21 protein-coding genes, 5 tRNA genes and 1 pseudogene are annotated in these 24,625 nt (G+C 45.8%); 15 read left to right on the plus strand and 12 right to left on the minus strand.

The window, feature by feature from the left end:
• Positions 1-25: 25 nt before the first annotated feature.
• The 6 genes from ACVLR6_RS05585 to ACVLR6_RS05610 all read left to right on the plus strand — a co-directional run bounded on the left by ACVLR6_RS05585 (position 26) and on the right by ACVLR6_RS05610 (position 2,936).
• The gene (locus tag ACVLR6_RS05585; protein ID WP_168383937.1) at positions 26-1,540 is read left to right on the plus strand and encodes a DUF3336 domain-containing protein; all 1,515 of its coding nucleotides are present in this window, start codon (positions 26-28) and stop codon (positions 1,538-1,540) included.
• Positions 1,506-2,342, plus strand: coding sequence for a protein kinase domain-containing protein (locus ACVLR6_RS05590; RefSeq protein ID WP_455995999.1), 837 nt, complete (start codon positions 1,506-1,508; stop codon positions 2,340-2,342). The genes ACVLR6_RS05585 and ACVLR6_RS05590 overlap by 35 nt, the downstream gene beginning before the upstream one ends.
• A gap of 107 nt (positions 2,343-2,449) precedes the next feature.
• Positions 2,450-2,534: transfer RNA gene (locus ACVLR6_RS05595), tRNA-Leu, on the plus strand.
• 33 nt (positions 2,535-2,567) lie between these two features.
• Positions 2,568-2,641 (plus strand) — tRNA-Trp (locus ACVLR6_RS05600).
• A gap of 39 nt (positions 2,642-2,680) precedes the next feature.
• Positions 2,681-2,765 (plus strand) — tRNA-Leu (locus tag ACVLR6_RS05605).
• Positions 2,766-2,851: 86 nt separating this feature from the next.
• Positions 2,852-2,936: transfer RNA gene (locus ACVLR6_RS05610), tRNA-Leu, on the plus strand.
• 158 nt (positions 2,937-3,094) lie between these two features.
• Here the strand turns inward: ACVLR6_RS05610 and ACVLR6_RS05615 are convergent.
• Positions 3,095-3,298 (minus strand): hypothetical protein, encoded by a 204-nt coding sequence (locus ACVLR6_RS05615; protein WP_005177162.1) that lies wholly within the window; start codon positions 3,296-3,298, stop codon positions 3,095-3,097.
• 453 nt (positions 3,299-3,751) lie between these two features.
• On the opposite strand from ACVLR6_RS05615, the gene ACVLR6_RS05620 reads away from it, so the two are divergent.
• Positions 3,752-4,024 (plus strand): hypothetical protein, encoded by a 273-nt coding sequence (locus ACVLR6_RS05620; protein ID WP_168397375.1) that lies wholly within the window; start codon positions 3,752-3,754, stop codon positions 4,022-4,024.
• Positions 4,025-4,039: 15 nt separating this feature from the next.
• On the opposite strand, the gene gloB is transcribed toward ACVLR6_RS05620, so the two are convergent.
• A complete protein-coding gene (gene gloB / locus ACVLR6_RS05625) occupies positions 4,040-4,774 on the minus strand; it encodes a hydroxyacylglutathione hydrolase (RefSeq protein WP_455996001.1) in 735 nt (244 codons plus the stop codon).
• Between the two features lie 129 nt (positions 4,775-4,903).
• On the opposite strand from gloB, the gene ACVLR6_RS05630 reads away from it, so the two are divergent.
• Entirely contained in the window at positions 4,904-6,880 is a 1,977-nt protein-coding gene (locus ACVLR6_RS05630) for an acyltransferase family protein (RefSeq protein WP_455996003.1), read from the plus strand.
• A 60-nt stretch (positions 6,881-6,940) separates the two neighbouring features.
• Here the strand turns inward: ACVLR6_RS05630 and ACVLR6_RS05635 are convergent, their stop codons facing one another.
• Positions 6,941-8,173: a pyridoxal phosphate-dependent aminotransferase gene (locus tag ACVLR6_RS05635; RefSeq protein ID WP_455996005.1), complete on the minus strand. Its 1,233-nt coding sequence runs from the start codon at positions 8,171-8,173 to the stop codon at positions 6,941-6,943.
• A 155-nt stretch (positions 8,174-8,328) separates the two neighbouring features.
• On the opposite strand from ACVLR6_RS05635, the gene msrB reads away from it, so the two are divergent.
• Together msrB and ACVLR6_RS05645 are read left to right on the plus strand one after the other, a co-directional pair.
• Positions 8,329-8,748 carry a peptide-methionine (R)-S-oxide reductase MsrB gene (gene msrB, locus ACVLR6_RS05640; RefSeq protein WP_005177175.1) on the plus strand — a complete coding sequence of 140 codons (420 nt, stop codon included), beginning with the start codon at positions 8,329-8,331 and terminating at the stop codon, positions 8,746-8,748.
• On the plus strand, positions 8,745-9,227 hold the full coding sequence (locus ACVLR6_RS05645; protein WP_104469920.1) for a glutathione peroxidase: 483 nt from the start codon (positions 8,745-8,747) through the stop codon (positions 9,225-9,227). The genes msrB and ACVLR6_RS05645 overlap by 4 nt, the downstream gene beginning before the upstream one ends.
• Positions 9,228-9,351: 124 nt before the next feature.
• Here ACVLR6_RS05645 and dapC read toward each other — a convergent pair whose 3' ends face one another.
• The 5 genes from dapC to ACVLR6_RS05670 all read right to left on the minus strand — a co-directional run bounded on the left by dapC (position 9,352) and on the right by ACVLR6_RS05670 (position 15,724).
• Complete coding sequence (dapC, locus tag ACVLR6_RS05650; protein ID WP_168405168.1) at positions 9,352-10,521, minus strand: succinyldiaminopimelate transaminase; 1,170 nt, start codon at positions 10,519-10,521, stop codon at positions 9,352-9,354.
• A gap of 24 nt (positions 10,522-10,545) precedes the next feature.
• Positions 10,546-13,209 (minus strand): [protein-PII] uridylyltransferase, encoded by a 2,664-nt coding sequence (glnD, locus tag ACVLR6_RS05655; protein WP_005177196.1) that lies wholly within the window; start codon positions 13,207-13,209, stop codon positions 10,546-10,548.
• 23 nt (positions 13,210-13,232) lie between these two features.
• A complete protein-coding gene (purT, locus tag ACVLR6_RS05660) occupies positions 13,233-14,438 on the minus strand; it encodes a formate-dependent phosphoribosylglycinamide formyltransferase (RefSeq protein ID WP_104472646.1) in 1,206 nt (401 codons plus the stop codon).
• Positions 14,439-14,628: 190 nt separating this feature from the next.
• Entirely contained in the window at positions 14,629-14,976 is a 348-nt protein-coding gene (ygaH, locus tag ACVLR6_RS05665) for an L-valine transporter subunit YgaH (protein WP_104472645.1), read from the minus strand.
• Entirely contained in the window at positions 14,966-15,724 is a 759-nt protein-coding gene (locus ACVLR6_RS05670; protein WP_045795021.1) for an AzlC family ABC transporter permease, read from the minus strand. Before ACVLR6_RS05670 ends, ygaH begins: the two co-directional genes overlap by 11 nt.
• A 102-nt stretch (positions 15,725-15,826) precedes the next feature.
• Between ACVLR6_RS05670 and ACVLR6_RS05675 the strand changes: the two genes are divergently transcribed.
• Positions 15,827-16,321: a hypothetical protein gene (locus ACVLR6_RS05675; RefSeq protein ID WP_005177204.1), complete on the plus strand. Its 495-nt coding sequence runs from the start codon at positions 15,827-15,829 to the stop codon at positions 16,319-16,321.
• A gap of 352 nt (positions 16,322-16,673) precedes the next feature.
• Here the strand turns inward: ACVLR6_RS05675 and ychF are convergent, their stop codons facing one another.
• Positions 16,674-17,765, minus strand: a complete 1,092-nt coding sequence (gene ychF, locus ACVLR6_RS05680; protein ID WP_005177206.1) for a redox-regulated ATPase YchF — start codon at positions 17,763-17,765, stop codon at positions 16,674-16,676.
• 323 nt (positions 17,766-18,088) lie between these two features.
• Here ychF and ACVLR6_RS05685 point away from each other — a divergent pair, with 323 nt between their 5' ends.
• Positions 18,089-18,853, plus strand: coding sequence for a glutathione S-transferase family protein (locus ACVLR6_RS05685; RefSeq protein ID WP_075175198.1), 765 nt, complete (start codon positions 18,089-18,091; stop codon positions 18,851-18,853).
• 59 nt (positions 18,854-18,912) lie between these two features.
• On the opposite strand, the gene ACVLR6_RS05690 is transcribed toward ACVLR6_RS05685, so the two are convergent.
• Positions 18,913-20,508, minus strand: coding sequence for a hypothetical protein (locus ACVLR6_RS05690; protein ID WP_455996007.1), 1,596 nt, complete (start codon positions 20,506-20,508; stop codon positions 18,913-18,915).
• A gap of 497 nt (positions 20,509-21,005) precedes the next feature.
• On the opposite strand from ACVLR6_RS05690, the gene ACVLR6_RS05695 reads away from it, so the two are divergent.
• Positions 21,006-21,476 (plus strand): Lrp/AsnC family transcriptional regulator, encoded by a 471-nt coding sequence (locus tag ACVLR6_RS05695; protein ID WP_005177212.1) that lies wholly within the window; start codon positions 21,006-21,008, stop codon positions 21,474-21,476.
• A 52-nt stretch (positions 21,477-21,528) separates the two neighbouring features.
• On the opposite strand, the gene ACVLR6_RS05700 is transcribed toward ACVLR6_RS05695, so the two are convergent.
• A complete protein-coding gene (locus ACVLR6_RS05700) occupies positions 21,529-22,278 on the minus strand; it encodes a YebC/PmpR family DNA-binding transcriptional regulator (protein WP_005177213.1) in 750 nt (249 codons plus the stop codon).
• Between the two features lie 109 nt (positions 22,279-22,387).
• Positions 22,388-22,954 (minus strand): 1-acyl-sn-glycerol-3-phosphate acyltransferase, encoded by a 567-nt coding sequence (locus ACVLR6_RS05705; protein ID WP_005177219.1) that lies wholly within the window; start codon positions 22,952-22,954, stop codon positions 22,388-22,390.
• 752 nt (positions 22,955-23,706) lie between these two features.
• On the opposite strand from ACVLR6_RS05705, the gene ACVLR6_RS05710 reads away from it, so the two are divergent.
• Together ACVLR6_RS05710 and ACVLR6_RS05715 are read left to right on the plus strand one after the other, a co-directional pair.
• Positions 23,707-23,783 (plus strand) — tRNA-Ile (locus ACVLR6_RS05710).
• A gap of 435 nt (positions 23,784-24,218) precedes the next feature.
• Positions 24,219-24,548 (plus strand): annotated as a pseudogene (locus tag ACVLR6_RS05715) (thioredoxin family protein).
• Positions 24,549-24,625: the final 77 nt, after the last annotated feature.

The raw sequence follows: 24,625 nt of genomic DNA on the forward strand, positions 1-24,625 counted from the left end.
ATTCAGCGAAGCGCAGAGGGAAGCTATGTTGTTTAAAGAGTTTAGCCAGGACATTAATCCTCATCAGGCCTATCGGATCAAAAAATTAAAACGAAAAATAGAACATGCCGAGAGTTACGAAGAATGGAAAAATCTGGCACTAAAAATAGATGAGGAATCGGGGGCGCAGGAATGGAAGTATGACAACACCTCGCCGTATTTTGATGCTGAAATTATTGCCCATCGTCTGAACTTATTACGCCGTTATCGCCTGGCAGAGCGAACTAGCGATCTGATGTATATTCTGCGTGAAGGCCTGACCTATGATGTGGCCAATATTGCCCATCCAATGCTGTTTACCGCGACCTATGTCGGCACTAAAAAAATTATTGAAGATTATATTGAAGAAGTCAGCAACAGTCTGGCCTTTATTGCATCCAAAGAATGCCATTTACTCAGTACTCAGGAAAAGATCGAATTTTTTAAAAACTGTCAGGTGGCCTATGGCCAGCCGGCGATTATGTTTTCAGGCGGGGCAACCTTGGGCCTGTTCCACACCGGCGTGTGCAAGGCGCTGCTAGAGCGTGACCTGATGCCGCAAGTGCTGTCTGGCTCCAGTGCCGGGGCGATTATGACCGCTATGCTTGGTATTTCCAAACCGTCGGAGATGATGCACATTTTAAATGGTGAATCGTTCTTTACCGAAGCTTTTCATTTTCGCCGCTGGGAAGACATTTTAAAGGGCAATGGTGGTATTGCCGATGTGCGCTATCTAAAAAAATTCCTGCTCACCAACCTGGGCGATGTCACCTTTGAAGAAGCCTTTAAGATGTCCGGGCTGCATATCAATATTGCAGTTGCGCCTTATGATGCATCACAGGAAGCACGCATCATGAACAGTTATACCTCGCCAGATTTGCTGGTCTGGAGTGCAGCTTTGGCCTCCTGTGCGGTACCGGTGCTGTTTCCACCGGTGCGTTTGACCAGTAAACGGCAGGATGGGGAACATACGCCCTATATGGGCAGAACCCGTTGGGTCGATGGCAGTGTGCGTAGTGATTTCCCGCAGGAAAAAATGGCGCGTTTATATAATGTGAATTACACCATTGCCAGTCAGGTCAATCCGCATGTGGTGCCATTTATGCAAACCGATGCCGAGCGTTTCCGTAAAGATATGCTGAGCTGGCCGGAGCGTATTGTGCGCCGTCAGGGCAAAGTGATTAGTAAGGGGATTATGGACTTTACCCGTGAACGTGTCGGTGGTGTGCCGGCAGTACGCCGTCTGCTCGATCATGGCCATGGCATTGTCGATCAGCGTTATTATGGTGATGTGAATATTGTCGGCAAATATGGCTGGCGTCATTATAGCTATATGTTACAAAACCCACGTCCACACCTGTTTCGATTGTTACAACGCGAAGGTGAACGCGCCACCTGGCCAAAAATCTCCATGATTGAAACCCATGCCCGCGTGGGTAAAACCATTCAGCATTGTCTGGAACTTTTAGAATATCAGCAGAACCCCGTTGAACACGCCAAATCCGAATTTATTGCCGTTTAGTCCGGCTGAACTTGAACACTATTGTTTTGAGTTAAAAACCAAGCCGCAAAGCTTCAAGATGGGGCGGCGTCTGTTTCAGTTTCAACAAGGGCAATCCTTATATTGGCTGAAAGCCCAGCAGATGGATGCGCATCCGCAACTGAGCGCGGGTTTTTGCCGAGAGCTGGATTTTTATCGCCAGTTTCAGCAGGCAGATGCACCGGATTTTTTACTGCCATTCTATTGTAGTCAAAATACCGAAATGCTGTGCATTCAGCAGGAGACTTTTCAGGATTATCTGATTGTGCCAGATGCGCCGGCGTTTTTTGCTTTAGCACCCTCACAATTTAGCCTAAGCCAGATTCAAACACGTTTGCTGCAGGTACTGGATAGCCTGGAACAGCTAACACGGTTGGGCTATTCACATGCAGATTTAAAAGCCGAACATTGGCGCGAATGGGCAGGGCAGGTCAAACTGATTGATTTTGAGCAGTTGCAGGCCATAGATGATCCGCTAATGTCCAATATGACTGCCACACCACGCTATATGGCACCTGAATTATTTCATGGTGAAGCCAAAACGCTGGCCAGTGATCTTTATGCGCTGGGGATTATTATCTATGAATGGCTGACTCAGCGCCGTTTACAGGCCAAAAGTTATCAGGATTGGGCCTATTTGCATTGTCAGCAGCTTAAAATTGAGTTACCCGCAGCGTATTTGGGCTTTCAAGACTTGCTTGAGGTGATGCTCAACAAGCAAAAAAGCCAGAGAGAAGTCAGTTTTTTGGCCTTAAAAACACTGTTAAGCACTGAAAATGCTTAAGAAAAAACCAAAATAGAGGCTTTTGTTTTTTATTTAAACAAACAAGTGGCTTTTTCATAAAAAGGGCTTGTCATCGGGAAGTGATCTCTATAATATACACAGCCATCGGGGGCGTGGCGAAATTGGTAGACGCACTGGATTTAGGTTCCAGCGCTGCGAGGCGTGAGAGTTCGAGTCTCTCCGCCCCCACCACTTAAATATCAAGTGAGCTTGATTTTAGGTAACAGAGGATTGGTGTAATGGTAGCATGACGGTCTCCAAAACCGTTCGTCAAGGTTCGAATCCTTGATCCTCTGCCAGAATTTTGAGAAATCCAGCATTAAGTTGGTACCCGGTATGGGGGCGTGGCGAAATTGGTAGACGCACTGGATTTAGGTTCCAGCGCTGCGAGGCGTGAGAGTTCGAGTCTCTCCGCCCCCACCACTCAAAATCAGCAAGGTTAAACTCCTCGCTTCTTTTGTTGAACCGGCCAGCTTGAGTATTTCTTCAAAAAATTGGCATCTTTATATGGGGATGTGGCGGAATTGGTAGACGCACTGTGTTCAGGTCGCAGCGCCGCAAGGTGTAAGAGTTCGAGTCTCTTCATCCCCACCAAATTCTGAAAAAGCAGGGCAGATGTCCTGCTTTTTTATTGCTTGTTATTTTGTCAGGCCTTTATCTCGCCCAAAGAAAAGCCCGCAGAACAGACGGTTCAACGGGCTCAAGTTATGAGAACACTTTATTTTTCTCGATCAAAGAGTGCGTAAACGAATTCAGGCTTTTAAGTGGTCCTCAAATTCTTCACCGAGTTGTACGGCTAGTGCATTGCCGGCCAGTTCACCAGTGACCAGACCATATTCTTTTTTAAAACTAAAGGTAAAACCACGGCCATCGGCTAAATTTTTGACTGAATATCCCAGTTTTTCTAACCAAATACGAAAGGCAATTAAATTTTTAGCTTTTACCACTTTTTTCACGAGCGTACTCCCTTATCTTCAATAAAGTATAGATATGGTTATATCAAGATTTTTTAAAGGGCAAAATTCAAGAATGTGTCAAAAAATATTGAGATTGATGATTTTTGCAGCAAAAAATCCAGAATTTGAGCGCCTAAAAAACGTGTATTGATGAATAAATCAGCAGAATTTTAAGCAAATTTTAAATTAATTGATTGATATATTTGATGTATTTTTATTCTAAATTTTCAATATTATCTATGGGCTATTTTAGCCGCCTTGAAATAATTTGTTAAATATTGATGACAACACATCTTTAAGTATTTCTTACAACCTCAGCCCAGCGCGAGATAAAAAGCTGTAGAGATCTGTGCCTGCTATGACCGTATGCGCTGAGTGATTGATGGCTTTATTTTCAGCCATCGCGGGCGTGGAGATCGGGTATCATAAAGCACAGCAACAGGAGTGAGTAAGATGACGCCAAATACCATTGAAGCTGACGTACAGCAGGCCATTCAACAGATGCAGCAACAGGGCCAAACCCCGGTGGCGGTAATGTTGGGCCACGAAGACTGGCTGGTCTTTGCCGAACAATCGCAGGTGGCCTACACTCCATTTGGCAGTGCGCGTCGTTATCAACCAGCATTGGGCGGCTTGCTGCTGGTACGCATTGATGAAATGAATGCGGTACGTGTGGTGACACAGACCGAACTGGATGCGTATGCGGCCAGTCACCAGCTGTTATAAACCGGTTAAATCGCTTTAAAAATTATCTTTCATTTCACGTAATTTTTGGAATTCTTCGACGCTATCCACCCGTAAAAAAGGATTGGTCTGCAGTTCCAGTTCAATGGTACTTGGCAAGGTCGGCTGATTTAGCAGGCGTAAATCTTCCACCTGCTGATAACGCTGTTGTAGCGCCAGATTATCCGGTTCAACATGCAGGGCAAATTTGGCATTGGACAGGGTATATTCGTGGGTGCAGTACACTTGGGTGCGCGCTGGTAATGCCGCCAGACGGTTTAAAGAGTGATACATCTGCTCAAAGGTGCCTTCAAAAACCCGGCCGCAGCCCATGGCAAACAGGGTATCACCGCAAAACAGGATATCGATGGCATCCATAAAGTACACAATATGCCCCAGGGTATGGCCGGGAACCGCCAGTACATCCACCTGCAGATCATGAAATTTAAAATGGGCTTCATGCTGCAAAGGGTGGGTGATAAACGGGATTTTACTCAGCTCTTCGCGCGGGCCATAGACCGGAATATTGCGTGATTGCAGCAGCTCCGGCACACCCCCAATATGGTCTTTATGCCAGTGGGTCAGCCAGATCTGGCTTAAATTTAAACCATGCTCACGGCAATACTGTTCCACCGGTTCGGCTTCGGTGGGGTCGACCACAATCACATCTCTGGATGTGGTATGTTCCAGCAGCCAAATATAATTCTGTAACTGGTTCTCAATATCCAGCAGATGCACTTTATAGTTGCTCATCCCTCACCCCCACATAATATAATGCCCAGTATAGCCTGAAAGCGATGTTGTCGTCGCTGTGTATCCAAAATTGATCTTTGACTGAAAAGGTCTACAATAAGCCACGTTTCAATTTTCCCCTGCACGTTCATGAGTTTTGCCTATCGCGCCGATATTGACGGTTTAAGAGCGATTGCCGTCCTGTTGGTGATTTTTAATCATATTGGCCTGTCTATTTTCCCCGGTGGTTATATTGGCGTCGATATTTTCTTTGTGATTTCGGGCTATTTAATTACCTTGATTTTAAGCAAAGAAATCCAGAACCAGACTTTCTCAATTGGTCGCTTTTATAAAAAGCGGGTGGTGCGTTTGGCACCGGCCTATTTTACTGTACTCAGTGTGGTGAGTCTGGTGGCCTGGCAGGTGATGCTGCCCGATGAGCTGAGTCGTTATTTCGACAGTGTCTTTTATGCCACGTTTCTGATGGCCAATATTTATATGCAGCGTGAAGTCGGTGATTACTTCAGTCAGAGTGTCAATGAAGTGCCGCTGCTGCATTTATGGTCGTTGGGCGTTGAAGAGCAGTTCTATATTTTCTGGCCGCTGATTCTGCTGTGCTTTATGAAAAGAAGTAACCGGCAATGGGGTCTGTTGATGGTCGGATCTTTTATTCTCATGTCGTTGCTGTATGCGCAGCAGCAGTTGAGCGTGAATGCCGAGAAAGCCTATTACAGTATGCCGGTCCGCGCCTTTGAACTGCTCTTGGGTGCGCTGATCTGCTTTTTGCCACAAATAAAATGGTCAAAATGGCTGGCACAAACGCTGGTCTGGAGTTGTCTGGCGCTGTTGTTAGGCACGGCAATGTGGTTGGATCATGCCACACCATTTCCGGGCGCAATGGCGCTGATTCCATGTCTGGCAACGGCCTTGATTATTTATATCGGCCAGAGCGTGCAGTCGCAGAATGTGGTACTGACCAACCGTTTTAGCCTCTGGATGGGCAAAATTTCCTATCCTTTATATTTATGGCACTGGCCGGTAATTGTACTGTTCAGTATCTATATGCTGCCGGTTAATGCCGGTTATCAGCTGGCCATGGTGCTGCTTAGTATCGCGCTGGCCTATCTGACTTATCGTTATATTGAACAGCCGAGCAAAGGTTTTGTGATGGCTGCCAATTACAAGGTCATTCTGAGCGGTTTTGTGGCGCCGGCGCTCTGTTTTATTGGTCTGGCGCAGCTGGTCAGCCAGCATCAGGGTTTTCCGGAGCGCCTAAGTCCGCAAGTGCAAAACCAGATGGCAGCCTTAAATTCGTTTGCGCATGGCATCCGGCAGAAATGTCACAGCTTTCCCAATCCTGAAACGCTGGCCAATCCGCAAGACTGTGTGCTGGGTGTGGAAAAACCGCAGATTGATTTTATGCTGATTGGTGATTCACATGCCAACAGTTATACCGGACTGCTGGATGTCTGGGCCAAAGATGCTGGACTGCACGGTTATGACAGCACTCAGGACACCACTATTTATTTACCGGGTGTCCAGCGTGGCCGTGGTGAGCATGAAGTGGCTGCCTTTCAAGCCCGCAATGACGCAATTGAGGCGCATTTAAAACAGCATCATTATCAGTTTGTGGTGATGTCAGCTGCCTTTAGCCAGTATCTGGATGCCGGGCATGATCTGCATCCGAGCGCAGAAGAGGACAGTCAGGTCGCGAATCATTTAGACAGTTATTTTGCCGGTTTACAGGCTGCGGTGGATAGTGCACTGGCCAGCAGCGAGTATGTAGTGATGCTGATGGATGTTCCGGTGATTGATCCGGATCAGGCCAATTGTTCATTACGCCGTGAATGGCTGGGGATTGAGCGTGAATGCGCGGTGTCGGCAGATGAATTCCAGCAGAGCAATGCACCAATTTATCAGTGGATGAGCGAATTGCAGCAGCAGTACCCACAACTGATTGTGGTCGAGCCGACCAAGGTGCTGTGTGATGCGCAGCAATGTGATTTAAGTGTCGAGGGAACGCCGCTGTACCGAAATCAGGATGATGATCATCTCAGTTTTAAAGGTTCGGAAGCGCTGGGGCAGGCCTATTTACAGCAATACGGCAATCCGCTGAAATCACTTTAATTTTTCCCGTTTGCACAAAAAAGCCGTGAATTGATCACGGCTTTTTTATTGTATTTCAGCTTAGCGGATTTTCGCCAGGAAACGGCCCAAGCGGCTAAGCGCTTCACGTAATTCATTTTCAGCCGGCAGGAACACCACACGGAAATGATCTGGGGTTGGCCAGTTAAAGCCGGTGCCTTGAACCAGTAGCACTTTCTCGGCTTTCAGGAAATCCAGCATCAGTTTTTCATCATCTTCAATGGCGTAGATATTTGGGTCCAGTTTCGGGAAGCAGTACATTGCACCTTCTGGCTTGACGCAAGACACACCCGGAATTTCGTTCAGCATTTCCCAGGCAATATTGCGCTGTTCATACAGACGGCCACCCGGACGGATCAGGTCATTAATTGACTGATAGCCACCAAGCGCGGTCTGAATCGCATATTGCGCCTGATGGTTGGCACACAGACGCATAGAGGCCAGCATGTCCAGACCTTCAATATAGTCGGCTGCGCGTGAACGGTCGCCAGTAATGGCCATCCAGCCAGAACGGTAGCCGGCAATACGGTAGGCTTTAGATAAACCGTTGAATGAAATACACAGCTGATCACCAGCCAGGGCTGCAACCGACACATGCTCAATGCCGTCATACACGATTTTGTCGTAAATTTCGTCGGCAAATAAAATCAGATCATATTTTTTTGCCAGCGCGACAATCTGTTCCAGCACATGACGTGGATAAACTGCACCGGTCGGGTTGTTCGGGTTAATAATCACAATACCGCGGGTATTGGGTGTGATTTTGCTTTCCATATCGGCCAGATCTGGATACCAGTGGTTTTCTTCATCACATTTATAGTGAATGGCCGTACCACCCGACAGATTAACCGCCGCCGTCCACAGTGGATAGTCCGGCATTGGAATTAGCATTTCATCGCCATCATCCAGCAGGCCTTGCATGGCCATTACGATTAGCTCAGACACACCATTGCCGATATAGACATCATTAACGTGCAGGTCAAAAATGCCTTTTTGCTGATAATACTGGCAAATAGCCTTACGTGCCGGGAAAATCCCTTTGGAGTCGGTATAACCGACTGCATTCGGCAGGTTCAGCGCCACATCGTTAATAATTTCCTGTGGGGCTTCAAAGCCGAAGGGGGCGGGGTTACCAATATTCAGTTTAATAATTTTATGGCCGGCCTCTTCCATTTCATTGGCCGCTCGTAACACAGGTCCGCGAATGTCGTAGCATACATGCTCGAGTTTTGAGGATTTTTTAATTTCGCGAGGAGTCGTGTTACCTGTGGACATAATTCCATCCAATTATATGTTTCTGTTAGCAAAAAATAGATTACGCAATTATCACAATCTATACTGAAATTTAGCTAGATATTTTGCAAGCTCTAGCGTAAATATGGAAGTACTGAAGCATGACATTGAATGTCAAAGATTTAAAGGAGTTAGTGATGGGAAAACTCAATAAAACAGACCGAGAATGGCAAAGAGAGTTATCACCAGAAGAGTTTCGGATTACACGACAAAAAGGAACCGAACCGGCCTTTACAGGGAAATACTGGAATAGCAAACAGGATGGGGTGTATGTGTGCCGTTGCTGTGGAGAAGCCTTATTTTCTTCCGACACCAAATACGACAGCGGCAGTGGCTGGCCAAGTTTCTACCGTCCAATTGCCCCGGGGGTTGTGGAAGAACATAACGATCAGTCGCATGGCATGGTGCGTACTGAAATTGTCTGTCATCATTGTGATGCACATTTGGGCCATGTTTTTGATGATGGACCGCAACCGACCGGCTTGCGCTATTGCGTCAACTCGGCGTCATTAGAACTAAAAACACAAGAAAAAAGTGATGAGGAAACCTATCCATGACCAACATTTATCAGTTTGAGGCTGAGTTGTTAGATGGGAAAAATAAATCATTTGCCGATTATGAAGGCAAGGTTTTATTGGTAGTGAATACCGCCAGCAAATGCGGTTTTACCCCGCAGTTTGCCGGACTGGAAAAGCTGTATGAAAAATACAAGCCCCAAGGCTTTGAGGTGCTCGGCTTTCCCTGTAACCAGTTTGGTGGCCAAGACCCCGGTTCCAATGAGCAGATCGGGGCCTTTTGCCAGAAAAATTATGGGGTCAGCTTTCCTATGTTTGCCAAGGTCGATGTCAAAGGCCCGGAAGCACACGCAATTTTCCGTTATTTAACCAATAACAGCAAAGGCATTTTGGGCAACGGCATCAAGTGGAACTTTACCAAGTTTTTAATTGGTAAAGATGGCAAAGTGCTGAATCGCTATGCACCAACCACCAAGCCGGATGCATTGGAACAGGATATTGAACAGGCTTTACAAGGTTAATACAGGACAAGCGACTTCAGCATCAGCTTTAATTTTGGGGATGATCCTCATCCATGCAAACAGTGTTTAGTCCTGCCTAAAATGAAAAATCCACTCAATAGAGTGGATTTTTTAATATCAGCACCTACAAAATCGCTTTGAGGCGTTGAATCACCTGTTCGCACTGGGCGATATCGGCCACCAAGGCTAAACGGACATGATTTTCACCCGGATTACCTTGCTCGGTTTCACGCGATAAATACCGGCCCGGCAACACTTTAATATGCGCTTTTTCCATCAGCATTTTGGCAAAGGCTTCATCATTATCAACTTTGAGCCAGTAATAGAAACCGGCATCCGGTTTTTGTAAAGGGAGTAGTTGCCCCAGCTCGCTTTGGAACAAGTCAAATTTGGCGCGGTATTGCACGCGGTTGTCTTCAACGTGCTGCTCATCATCCCAAGCCGCAATAGAGGCCAGTTGATGCTGTACCGGCATGGCTGCACCGTGATAGGTACGGTATTGCAAATACGGTTTCAGTAAATCGGCATCGCCGGCAACAAAGCCTGAACGCATCCCCGGCAGATTGGAACGCTTGGACAGCGAATGGAAAACCACGCAGTTTTTATAGTCGTCGCGGCCCATTTCGGCACAGACTTCGAGCAGACCGGTCGGGGCTTCATCAAACCACAGCTCTGAATAGCATTCATCTGAGGCAATCACAAAACCGTATTGATCAGACAGTGCAATCAGCTTTTTAAACTGGTCTTGGGACAGTACTGCACCGGTCGGGTTGCCCGGCGTACAGACAAATAGCAAGGCGGTTTTTTCCCAGACTTCGGCTGGTACGGCATCAAAGTCACCTAAATACTGGTTGTCTTCGGTACAGTTAATGAAATACGGCTTGGCCCCAGCCAGCAAGGTTGCGCCTTCATAAATCTGGTAAAACGGGTTTGGCATCACCACATACGGTGCATCTTCACGTTTCACCAAGGCCTGTACAAAAGAGAAGATCGCTTCACGGGTACCTGAAACCGGTAAAACATGGTGATCTGCACTGATGCTGTTTAGCTTGAAACGGCGACTTAGCCACTGGGCAATGCTGTGGCGTAATTCAGGCAGACCCTTGCTGTTCGGGTAAGTCGATAAATGCTGGAAGTTGTCAATAATGGCCTGTTTTACAAATTCCGGTGCCGGGTGCTTCGGTTCTCCAATCGAGAGGGGAATCAGCGGTAAATCGGCCGGTTGTATATCCTGAAAAAGTCGGTTTAACTTTTCAAATGGATAAGGGTGCAATAAAGACAAACTTGAGTTCATGTAATCGTTACCGATAGGTTGATGTTAATGTTGGCACACCTGATTTGAGGCTTCATCAAGTGCTGCCTTTAATTTGGCCGCAAAGCTTTTGGCTTCTTCTGCATTCATGGGCGCGCCATCTTTTTTGGTGACAAAGAAAATATCTTCAGCACGTTCGCCTAGAGTGGCAATTTTAGCAGAATGAATATCCAGCCCCTGCATCATAAACAAGCCGCCGACTTTGGCAAGTAAGCCCGGCTGGTCAAGTGTCGCAATTTCCACCATGTTCTGGTTGAGTGCGGCATTCAGGCTGATGTCGACAGTATTTTCAATATCAAAATGGCGCAGCTGGCGCGGAATCAGGCGCTGCATCAGTCCCGGATATTTATCCGACTGGCTTAATGCGGTGACCAGTGATTGAATCACGGTGTCCTGACGCTCGGCATCGGTTAACAGGGTGCCAAAACGGTCCAGCACCACATAAGTATCTAAACTAAAGGCTTTGGTGGCGGTAATAATCCGCGCGTCCTGCACATCCAGATTCATGCGGTCTAAAATCGCCACCGTGGTGGCAAACAGGTTCGGCTGATCTTGGGTGTAAATAAAGATTTGCACCGCATCTTGCGCATATTTACGATGCGCGCGCATCAGTACCAACGGTGCCGGATTATCACTGTGCTGCAAGATGGCACGGGTATGCCAGGCAATTTCATCGGCGGTTTCTTTCAGGAAGTATTCATCGCCTAGTTCCTGCCAGACTTTTTCCACTTCTTCCAGCGAGAAATCCTCGACCAGTAATTCGCTGGCCGCAAATTTGGTGTCTTCAATCAGCATCTGATAATCCACCGGACGACCCAGGCCGGAACGGATCACATCACGGGCATGGGTGTATAGCTGGCGCATCAGCGAGGCGCGCCAGGTGTTCCATAAGGTTGGATTGGTGGCGTTAATATCGGCCACAGTTAGGGTATACAGATAATCCAGATGTTCCATATCGCCCATCAGTTCGGCGAAAGCTTTGACCACATCCGGATCGGAAATATCTTTTTTCTGTGCAGTGACCGACATCAGCAGGTGGTTTTGCACCAGCCAGGCCACCAGATTGCATTCACGTTCGGTAAAGCCATGCGTGCGGCAGAAGGCAATCGCATCGGCGGCGCCAAGTTCACTATGATCGCCACCACGACCTTTGGCAATGTCATGGAAAATTGCGGCCAGATAGACAATGTCACGACGCGCCAGACGCTGGAACACCGAGCTGACCACCGGAAAATCTTTGGCAAATTCCGGTTCTTTAAAGCGGTTCAGGTTGCGAATCAGCAGCAGGGTGTGCGCATCGACGGTATAAATATGGAACAGGTCATATTGCATCAGGCCGGTAATTTGCCCGAAAGCCGGAATATAGTTGCCCAATACACCATAGCGTTTCATTGCCACCATGGTGTCATATAAACGGTACGGCGAGCGTAAAATCGCCATAAACAGCGCCTGATGGACTGGATTATCACGAAAATCGCGGTCAATCCGTTTGGCAGCCAGGGTCAGCAGGCGTAAGGTGCGGGCACGAATCCCGGTAATTTCAGGACGATTGGCCAGCAGATAGAAAATTTCCAGAATCGCACTGGGCTTTTCAGAAAAAATCTTGTGATGCTGCACCGCCAGTTTGCCATCGACCAGTTTGAAGTTTTCATTAATTTCTTCAATCTGGCGTTCATATTGCGGCAGGCGCGGGGTAATCACCGATTCATTAAAATAGGCCAGTAACATTTCATTTAGCGTCGACACCTGCTGCGCGGTGCGGTAATAACGCTTCATGAACTGTTCAATCGGATAATTGGGTGATTTGCCTTCTTCACGGACATAGCCGAACTTGGCTGCAATATCACGCTGATAATCAAACAGCAGGCGGTTTTCATCGCGTTTGGTCAGCAGGTGCAAATAATGGCGAATTTCCCAGAGGAAACTTTCAGCCTCTTCCAGCACGCCCAGCTCAAACTCGGAAATAAAACCCAGATGCACCAGATCATAAATACGGTTGACACGGAAATGCCGTTTGGCAATCCAGCCAATCTGGTTAATATCGCGGATGCCACCCGGTGCAGTTTTAATATCCGGCTCTAAATTGCTTTCGGTATGGTTGTGCTGAGCATAGCGTTTGGCTTGCTCTTCCATCTTGGCATCAAAAAAGGTTTTATCGGTCCAGGTTTGCGATACAATCCGGCGTGGCCATTTGGCCAGATGTTCATTGCCAATAATCAGTCGTGCTTCAATTAAAGCGGTGGCCACAGTCAGGTCATTGGTGGCCTGAATCACGCAATCCTGAATGGTACGCACGCTAATGCCGGGTTTGAAATTACCGACATCCCACAGCGATGAAATAAAAGTTGAAATCAGCTTTTCCTGTTCCGGCGAGATTTCATCTTCTGACAGGATCATGATGTCGACATCGGAATAGGGCAACATTTCGCGGCGGCCATAACCGCCCACCGCAAACAGGCCTAAATCGGTCTGGTCCAGTCCGGCATGTTGCCACAGGAATTTTAGCGCCTCATCAATAAAATTGGAGCGCGCCAGAATAATGTCACGGATCGAATGTCCATTTTCAAAACATTCCCCCAGCTGATGTTCAACATCACTTCGCCACTGATTAATGGCCTGAATGTCATGGTTACTTTTTACGTAATTCAGCAAGGGTAAGGTGTTGATCATGAACAGCGTTCCGTGTTGTGCGACTAGTTTTGATTGACACTGACGTTTTGTGCAGTAGCGTAAGCCAGCTCACGTGCCTGCTCAGTGGTTTCTGCGCGGGCGGTGGCCACACCCATGCGGCGACGCTTGAAGCCTTCCGGTTTGCCAAACAGACGTAAATCAGTATCCGGGTGAGCTAAAGCAAGATTCAAGCCAGAAAATGACAGGTTCTGGTCATCCACACCGGCATAAATCACTGCACTGGCAGCCACACTATGACGCGCCGTGTTCACTGGCAAGCCGAGAATCGCACGGGCATGTAATTCGAATTCACTCTGGTATTGTGAGGCCAACGTGACTAAACCGGTATCGTGTGGACGAGGTGACACTTCACTAAACCACACTTGATCGCCTTTGACAAACAGTTCTACCCCAAAAATACCGCAGCCGCCAAGTGCGCTGGTAACCTTGTGGGCAATACGTTTGGCTTCTGCTAAGGCCTGGCTGCTCATTGGTTGTGGCTGCCAGCTTTCCACATAATCACCGGCATCCTGACGATGGCCAATCGGGTCGCAGAATGAGGTTTCAATTTCACCAGTTTCTGGATGTTTAGAGCGTACCGTGAGTAGGGTAATTTCAAAATCAAAATCAATCTGCGATTCAACAATCACGGTGCCCTGATTCACACGGCCACCGGTTTGCGCATAGTCCCAGGCGGCATCGACTTCATCAAAGCTTTTTACCCGGGATTGGCCTTTGCCTGAGGAGGACATCACCGGCTTCACAAAGTTTGGATAGCCAATATCATCACAGGCTGCGCGGAAGCTTTCCAGAGAGTCGGCAAAACGGTAGGCAGAGGTTGGCAGTCCCAGTTCTTCTGCAGCTAGACGGCGGATGCCTTCGCGGTTCATGGTCAGATTGACTGCTTTGGCTGATGGAATCACGGTAGCAACGTTTTGCGCTTCAATATCCAGCAGCACTTCTGTGGCAATGGCTTCAATTTCCGGCACAATCAGATGCGGTTGCACCTGAGCAATCAGCTGTTTCAGTGCGTTAGGATCGGCCATATTAATGGTATGGGCATGATGCGCCACTTGCATGGCAGGGGCATGATCATATCGGTCGGCGGCATGCACTTCTACACCTAAACGCTGTAAAGAAATCACCACCTCTTTCCCCAATTCTCCTGAACCCAATAGCAATACTTTAAATGCCGAAGCTTGAAGAGGAGTACCAATCGTCACGCTCATGTAATTCATCCATGCTTGATTTTATGGGCTTTTAGCATAGCAGAACTGCACCGCGATGTTAGTGCCGATTCGGAGAAAATCGTGATTTTGTCCAACAATTTTTAGACGCAGTGGGCAAGAGGAAATACAGTGTTGAAAACGCAGCACAACTGCAGCACTGCGTCAATGGGTCTGGTGTTGAAGTCAAAACCTAGAAGGAAAATGGAATATAGGTATAAATCAGGCCATAGGTCACGGCCGCAGTCAAGGTGGCCGGTACAATTTTCTTGTATTTAAAATACAGCCCGGCCAGCACTATAAATCCGACCAGCATGGCAAAACTTTTATTGGGCGTTTCCAGTAACGGTGGCAAGGTCGCGACCACCAGCATTGAACTGATTGCGGCAATACCAATTGAACCCAAAGCAATCTTTAGCCAGAGGGCACCCCGTTTTTGTGAGTCCTGCTGAAACTTCTGAATCACAAAAAACGGTCCAAAGCGTGAAGCAAAATTGGCGATGCCGACCACAATCCCGACCAGAATAATTTCAAGATTCATGTGAGCCTCCTGCGTATGCATCATCCGGTTGTTTTAAGACATAGTGTTTGAACAGACCTGCAAAAATGCCCGATAAAATACCAATAAAGATGGCCGCGGACAGGTCAATGAAATAGCAGGCGATAGCTGATACCACCAAAGTCACACTGACCACAAAGGTATGTTTTTTCTCAAAGGCGGCCAGCAGGAAGCTCAGGAACAGGGCCGGTAACAGGAAATCCAGTGCGGCTTGTAAAAACTGCGGCAGTTTACTGACCTGATCGGCAAACAGACCGCCCAGTAAAGAACCGAGCGCCCATGACATCCAGCTAAACAGACTTAAACCCAGCATCCAGGATTCCGACCATTGTTGCCGGCGCTGCGACAGCTTGATCATGCCGGAAGCAAAGACTTCATCGGTCAGGCCCCAGGCCCAGATCGCGGTTTTCTTTAAATTGAGCCGGTCCTGAATCAGGTTGGTTAGGGCCGGGCCATAGAGCAGATGGCGAATATCCAGTGCAATGACAGTCAGGGCGGTCATCCAGATGGAGGTGCCGCTGCCTAACAGGGCCACCACCAGAAACTGGCTGGCACCGGCATACATGGTGCAGGATAAAAACAGGGCTTCCCAGGCGCTAAAACCGAATTGGGTCGCCGAAACGCCAAATGCAAAAGAAACGGGGAGATAAGTAAAAATAATGGCTTGGCTATCTTTAGCGCCTTGCCAAAAACCGGCTGGCTGTGTGGAAAGCGTTTTGTGTTCAGACACGACACACCTGAAGGAGAGTTGAACAAGGAGTCAAATGATGATTGTGTATTGTACCCGAATTCACTAGCATAGTGCCGAAATGTTTGTTGAAGCGAGCCAGATATGTGGATGTTCAAAACACGTCAATTTGTGGTTGCAACTGTACTGGGCAGTAGCCTGTTATTACAGGCCTGTGGGGGCGATCAGTCCGGTGAAAAGCCGGAAATTAAACCTGCACCGAAACTGACCAATGATGCAACGGCGTATGCAGAAGCGGCCTGGAAGCTGATGAATGAGGTGGAACCTTATGTTTATCGCAAACAGCGCAATTTAATTGAAGATAATGTACGCAAACCGGCGCGCCAGTTAAGCACCGAATGGCGCATTAACGTCAAAATGACCGATTCAGTCACCGAAGGAAAATATGCCTTATGCCGTAAAGCACTCACCAGTCTGGAAATCTGGGCGCGTGCCACTTTGGAAAGTAGCGCAACGGTAAGCCAGAAACAGGCCGATTATGAACGCGATAAACAGCAATGTGCCGATGCGATTGCCCATCCGGAACTGGGCAATACCGATCCCAAACAAAAAGGCAATGCGATTGCGACAGCATCCTGAAGCATCAATAAGCGGAGTTCTGGCTCCGCTTTTTTAATGGCGCCGCCGTATTAAATTGATCTTTGCAATCAGAATAGCGATTACATTACACAATTAGTCTGCAAGATATTGGCGCATCTTTCACGGTGCTGAACGGTTATGGTGCGCTTGAGTGCACTGAAATCAAGCGCTTTCGAGAACTGGAAAGCGTAGGGAATTCAATAACATCTCAGTAAATCAAAGAAGATATCAAGATCGGTTCGCTGATTGATTAATTTTCTTGCCCAAATTGTGGTGAGTTAAAGATTAATCCTTAAAAAAGAGTATAAAAAAACCCTCAAATATTTGAGGGTTTTTCACTGATATCAGGCGATTACACGTTAAAACGGAAGTGTAAAACATCACCATCTTGTACGATGTAAGTTTTACCTTCTAAACGCCATTTACCTGCTTCTTTGGCACCGGCTTCGCCGTTGTATTGTACGAAATCATCATAGGCCACACATTCAGCACGGATAAATCCTTTTTCGAAGTCAGTGTGAATTACACCCGCTGCTTGTGGAGCGGTTGCACCGACTTTCACCGTCCAGGCACGTACTTCCTGCACACCGGCAGTGAAGTAAGTTTGCAGACCGAGTAAGCCATAACCTGCGCGGATAACCACGTTCAGACCAGGTTCTTCCATACCCATCGCTTCTAAGAATTCAGCACGTTCATCATCTTCTAACAATGAAATTTCAGCTTCAATCTGGTTGCAGAGTGGTACTACAATCGCATTTTCAGCTGCTGCCAGTTCACGTACTGCATCTAAGTGCGGGTTGTTTTCAAAGCCATCTTCCGCCACGTTGGCAATATACATGGTGGGTTTTAAGGTTAATAAACCAAAACCACGAATCAGTTTACGTTCGTCATCGTCCAGATTGGCTGCACGTGCCGGTTTGCCTTCATCCAGTAATGGCAGGATTTTTTCTAAAACGGCTTTGGTCGCAACTGCTTCTTTGTCGCCGCCTTTGGCGGTTTTGGTTAAACGGGTCACGGCTTTCGATACCGTTTCTAAGTCGGCCAGCGCTAGCTCGGTGTTGATGGTGGCAATATCGTCCAGCGGGTCAATTTTACCATTCACATGAATGACGTTTTCATCTTCAAAACAACGCACCACGTGGGCAATCGCGTCAGTTTCACGGATGTTGGCGAGGAACTGGTTACCCAGACCTTCACCTTTTGAAGCACCTGCAACCAGACCGGCGATATCCACAAATTCCATGGTGGTCGGCAGGACACGTTGTGGGTTTACAATGGCCGCCAGTTTGTCTAAACGCGCATCCGGCACCGGCACAATACCGGTGTTTGGCTCAATGGTACAGAACGGGAAGTTTTCAGCAGCAATTGCAGCTTTGGTTAAGGCGTTGAAAAGAGTCGATTTACCAACGTTAGGCAGACCTACAATACCACAATTAAAACCCATGAAATGACTCACAAAGTGTTATTCAAAAATTGTGGCTGATTTTACATGAAAGCCAGCATAAAGTCAGGTCATGGCAGGGATGTTTGTTGAAAAAGCATATTTCTAAAATATGTGCTGTGGATGGCGGGGTAATGTGTGCCGTATCTTTGTTGATTTTTAAACAAGATAGTCTGACCTAAATACGCTTGATGAAGCGTTTGGCCGAATACCGGCGATTTTTGAGTAAAAAGCGCATTGTTTTTCGGTAGCAGTATGACTAAAGTAGCCAATGGATGTTGGCTGTTCAAATTATTGAACAAAAAATAAAAATTGACGGAGAAGATATGCGTATTTTGTACCAGTTTCCTTTATCTCATTTTTGTGAAAAAGCACGCTGGCTGCTGGATCATAAGGAACTGGATTATAACGCGCAGAATTTAATTCCGGGTGTGCACCGGGCTTTTGCCAAGCTAAAAACCGGACAAAACAAGCTGCCGATTTTACGCGATCAGGATCAATGGATTGCGGACAGTACCCAAATTGCCCTGTATTTAGATGAGGTGTATCCGGAGCATACCTTATTACGCCCAGACCCGACACAGCGCAATGAAGCACTGGAGATTGACCAGTTGGCCTCGACTCTGGGCTATCACGTTCGTCGCTGGGGCTTGGCACATACTTTATCTGAAAGTGAGCAGCCTTTAGATTTGCTGATTGGTGAAAAAGGTTATTTGCGTCAATTTGAAAAATACTCCAAACCGATTATGAAGATGCTGATTTCCAAAGGCTATCAGCTGGATCAGGACAAGGTTGATGAATCGGAACAGGAAATGCGCCGTTTAATAGCCGAATTAAACCAGCGTCTGATAGCCAATGGCGGCGCATATTTTGTCGGTGAGCGTTTAGGCCTGGCGGATATTGCGGTCTGTTCCATGCTGGCTCCGATTCTGGAAATTCAGGATACACCGTGGGAAAAAGAGCAGGGCGAAACCTTGTCCGAACAATTCCTGCAATTTAAACAGGAACTCAGTGATTTACCTTTAGGGCAATATGTACTGAGAATTTATCAGACCGAGCGTCATGCCCGTGTGGACTGGCGTGGTATTTAAACGGCAACCATAAAAAATACGCGCCTGTAGCGCGTATTTTTATGACTTTATCAAATCCATTAAATGAATGGGGTAGATGAATCCAGATCAATTGCAGGCAGTTGCGGCGCAAGGCTGAGCAGGTCAAAGTTGCTGCTACTGCTTTCTGTACTGGTCGATTGCAGAGCTTCTTGAAGTTCAGGTAACAGGTTGTCCAGACTCAGACTGCTGTCTGCTCCTGTACTGGCGCCTTGTAACAGATCTTCCAGATTAAAGTCAGTTGAACCAAATGCATCGCCCAAGCTGTCAGTAAGATTGCCTAGGTCAAAGTCTGTGCCACCGTCAGTCAGACCTTCCAGTAAGCCACCTAAATCAAAACCACTGCCGATGTCTGGGAGACCGCCAAGTAAGGCACTTAAGTCAAACTCACTGCTGCCACCTGTTAAGCCTTCAAATAACTGGGTCAGTGTTTCAAGGTTCAGATCACCGGTGTTATTGCCGATGAGTCCTTCAAACAGTTCAGAAATCGTTTCAAGGTTAATTTCACCCGTATTACCACCGATTAAGCCACCGACCAGTTCTGAAATTGCACCAATATCAAAGTCGCCGGCGCCACCGCCAATCAGACTACCGACCAGATCAGCAATCGCTGCGATGTCGATATCACCTGAACCACCGCCAATCAGACCGCTGACTAATCCGGCAATCGCGCCAATATCAATATCGCCAGCGCCACCACCAATTAAACCGCCAACCAATTCAGCAATCGCTGCAATGTTGATATCGCCTGAACCACCACCGATTAATCCACTGACTAATCCGGCAATCGCGCCAATATCAATATCACCAGCACCGCCGCCAATGAGACCACTAACCAGTTCAGCAATGGCTGCAATATCGAGATCGCCCGAACTACCACCCATCAGGCCGCTCACCAGTTCTACGATTGCGCCAATATCAAAGTCACCGGCACCACCGCCGATGAGACCACCGACCAGGTCAGCAATGGTACCAATATCCAGGTCGCCCAAACTACCACCCATCAGGCCGCTCACCAGTTCTACGATTGCGCCGATATCAAAGTCACCAGCACCGCCGCCAATGAGACCACCAACCAATTCAGCAATGGCTGCAATATCGAGATCGCCCGAACTACCACCCATCAGGCCGCTCACCAGTTCTACGATTGCGCCAATATCAAAGTCGCCGGCACCACCGCCGATGAGACCACCGACCAGGTCAGCAATGGTACCAATATCCAGGTCGCCCGTATTACCGCCAATCAAGCCACCAATCAGCTGGCTGATGGCTTCAAAATCCAGATCAGCGCTATCACCGCCAATCAGACCACCGATTAAATTGCTAATTGAGCCCAGATCAAAACTGCCACCATTGGCTTGGATCAGTTGATTAATCAGGCTAGAAATATCCAGACTGCCGCTATTACTTCCTGTAAACTGGCTGATTAAATTGCTAAGACTGCTGCTGTCCAGGCTGTTTCCAGACAACAGACTTTGCAATAAGCTGTCGAGGGTTGGGGTAGAGGGGCTGGTGAGTTGTCCAAACCAGTTCGACAAGGTCGAGCTGATGCCACTGAAAAAGCTGCTGGTTTGGGTTTCGACAGTTAAAACCGGGCTGAGCTTGCTTTTCAGCAAACTGAAAGATTTAAAAGCCATGAAGACGATTCCTTGTGTTCTTATGTTTTTGTTTTGCTGGTGTTGAAACGCATCTTTTTTTAATCTATTTGGGCTTTGTTGCATAAATATGTAAGCATCTGATTTAAATAAATTTAATGTTGGATCAAAAAATAATCAAAACTTTTAAAATCATATAGTTATGAAATCTTTGTGCAACAAAGCCATCTATTTGTATACACTTGTAAAAGATGAACGTTCTGGAATTAGCTGTATTTGGGCAGAGAAGGCAATTTAAACGCAGTAGAGAGAAGGAAATTTTTGAGAAAACAGCGGTTTATTGAAGCTAACCGTTTATCTGTTTTTAAAAGATCAAGATAAATGGCAGAGGTCTGATCCGTTAGGCTACAGTTGTGTCTGCACATCATATCTTGAAAAAAAATTTCAATAGATGAAAAAATAATGAGAAATAAATATTGTTGTGGTACTGATTCGGCTAAAATTATAAAGTGTCATTGCCTGTTAAAAAGAGTATAAAAATGGAACTGGATCGCTTTGATAAGCATATTCTTGAAATTTTAAGTCATGAAGATGTCAATTTAAATGAACTGTCGGAGCGGGTGAATTTGTCGGTGAGTTCGGTACATCGCCGGATTAAAAGCCTGATTGATCATAATATTATTTCAGGTTTAAAGCGGGAAATTAATTACCAGAAACTCGGCTTTAGTCTGCATGTCCTGTTGCAGGTGTCGCTGAGTAAACATGATACCGATACCTTTGCCAAGTTTCTGGAAGAACTGGAAAATATTCCCGAAGTGATTAATGCCTTTTTGGTGACCGGGCAAACCGCTGACTTTATTGTAGAAGTGATTGCGCGGGATATGGAAAACTACAGTGAAATTTTACTCAAACGCATTGGTAAAATTGACCATGTGGTGGCGCTGCATTCGAGCTTCGTCATTAAAGAATATAATGTTTTAAACTGCTCGAATTTGCTCAATAAAGTTTAATTTCTAAGAAATAAAAAACGCGCCAGATGAGCGCGTTTTTTATCTGTAAGTTTTAAGCATCTAAGGCTGCTAAAACGTCATCAGAGAATTCAACGTTGGTATAAACGTTCTGAACATCATCCAGATCTTCAAGCATATCAATCATTTTCATGATTTTTTTAGCCTGGTCGATGTCGGTGATTTCAGCTTTGGTTGATGGGCTCATCACCACTTCAGCATTGTCAGATTTTAAACCTGCTGCTGCTAAAGCATCCTGAACGGTACCAAACGTTTCTGGAGTGGTAATCACCAGAATTTCATCTTCAGAGACTTCAATATCTTCTGCACCGGCTTCTAATGCCACGTCCATGATCTGATCTTCTAAAGACACATCTTCAAACGTAATTTCACCACGTTTGGTGAATAAGAAGGCCACTGAACCGTTGGTGCCTAAGTTACCATCGGTTTTAGAGAAGCAGTGACGAACGTCTGGTACGGTACGGTTTAAGTTGTCGGTCATGGTTTCTACAATCACAGCCACACCGCCGACACCATAACCTTCATAGGTGACTTCTTTTAAGTCATCGTTATCTTCACCGCCAGCACCACGTTGAATCGCACGGTTAATCACATCACGTGTCATGTTGACTGATAATGCTTTTTCGACTACAGCACGTAAGCGAGGGTTGCTCCCTGCATCCGGACCGCCGAGTTTAGCAGCAGTTGTCAGTTCACGAATGTATTTGGTAAACAACTTACCACGACTAGCATCTTGTTTGGCTTTACGATGCTTGATATTGGCCCACTTGGAATGACCCGCCATGCGAAATATGCTCCTTGTAGATTGGCTGTATGCCGATCGAATTGCACAGATTCTACCATAAGCCCTTTTTCTGAAAAAAGGGCAGGGTTTTAAGTTTTAACTGAAAAATTTACGCTGTTTTCACGTCTGGAATAATAATATCCAATCCGGTGTTTTCTTTATAGAGCTGTTTGATCAGCGCGAGATCATGCGCCAGGTCGGTTGGATAAATTTTACCAAAAATCCCGCCTTGCTTGGTTTTAGAGTTGGCATACATCAGCACAATCGGCACATTGGCGGCTTTGGCAATATGCCAGAAACCGGTACGAATTGGCTTACGTGCTTCACCATTTTTGGCACGGGTCGCTTCAGGAGCAATCACCAGATTGAATTTTTCATTGCGCTGGAACAGCTCCACCATTTGTCCCACGATGTCCTGATTGGCTTTACGATCAACCGCAATACCGCCCACGGCTTCAAGTACCGGTTTAAGTGGACCTTTGAATAATTCTTTCTTGATTAAGGTATGAATTTTCATGTCGAAAATTTGGAAGATGGCCAGTGATAGCACTGCATCGAGCATCGAGGTATGCTCAAAACCAATAATGACCTGTTTATCTTCCAGAATATCAGGTTCGACGTTATAGCTCCATCCGGCAACTTTAAATGCAGCTTCGCCAATAAATTTTTTTAACATGGGTACAGAGTAAAACAAACGAAAGCGCATAATTTGTGCTTGTTCGGCTTTAGAGTCAAGGGTTAATTTGTGCAACTGTGCAGAAAAAATAAAGACCTGTTTAGCCGCAGAATATAATCTAACAACTTATTGTTTTTAGATATAAATTAAAAGTTATTAAGACTTAAAATAAATGAGTATATAGAAAATTACTATTAAAAAAGTGAAAAAAAAGCTATTCAGCAGATAATTTAAGCATTAGACTTTTGTCTTAGATAGGTCGTAGTTCAGGCCAATGTCCAACTTTAGGCTTAACCTCAACAGGAATAGCAAAATGACATATTTGACCGCACTAATTGTTGCTTCGCTCATTTTAATGGTGATTGTGCTTTGGTCTATTGCTGAACTTGTGTTCGAATCGCGCAAAGAAAAGTCACTGAACTCAAAAAGAGTTTAAAATTTCAGCAATACGAATACTTTATAAGTTTTTGTACTCACGGTATAAAGTTATTTCAAAAAAGTATAATTTTTTATTGATTTATTGCTTTTTTATCTTAAAAAAATAAATTTCGAATTTACCTCTCATGATATGAGCGCAGTTTCAGTGCAATGCTTGATGAGATGATGTTGTGCAATTTCCTGCTAATTTTTGGGCTTCTGGTTAACTGTTGTCTTACTGTACAAGCGATTTTGAAAGGGCTTGTAATTTAAAAAAATCTTCGATAGTATTCATGGCGCCTGAACTTGTTGATATATAACAATTTCAGTGAAAAGGGCCTATAGCTCAGTTGGTTAGAGCAGCGGACTCATAATCCGTTGGTCGACAGTTCAAGTCTGTCTGGGCCCACCATATAAAACAACCACTTACGTGCACTAATCGTAAGTGGTTTTTTTGTTTTTTAGTATTAGTAAGCACATGGTAAGCAATTTAAATCAACAGTTAAGCTCAACATATGTAAGCGTCCGCTGAACCCCATGCCTATTTTTTAATTCGAGTTCGGTTTCCAGCGGTGTGGCAGTAATTCTTCTATTTGAGTCGCTTTATGCGTCGGCAACTATATGAAAGTAATAAATTTTTATTCTTTATTGTTCGTAAGTATTTGTTTTTATTGGTGCCAAATTTATATTATATTTAGGCTTTGTTGCATAAATATATAAGCGATTGATTTTCTTAACTTAAAATCCTGATTGAGAAATAATCAAATCCTATGAAATCATATAGTTAGGAAATCTTTGTGTAACAAAGCCGCGGGTGACTATTCAGGAAATTGATAATAGGCCGACCATGAACCCAGTGATCGAATATAACGAAAACAATTACAGCGATTTTGAGTGGTTTGAAGGTTTTGCCGTGATTCGTTTTTATGCAGATTAGTGTAAGCCTTGTGTCCAAAATTTTCCGGTCTTTACTGAGCTGGAAGCATACTATGCTCAAATAAGACCTGATGTTAAATTTGGCAAGATTAATGTGGATCAATCTCCAATTCTCACCCTGCGCTATAATGTTTATGGTTTACCTTCTACGCTTATTTTTAAAAAGGAACAAATCATTCAACGGATTGCAGGGGTGAAAAGTTTGAATAAATTAAAAAGTATTATTGATTCAATGGACTAATATAAAATTAGGGGCTGGTAGATTAGCTTTAAAAATTGTTTCAGTCTTGAATTTATCATGATAATAAAAGATTATCT

The sequence above is a fragment of the Acinetobacter sp. T63 genome, from assembly GCF_053852345.1.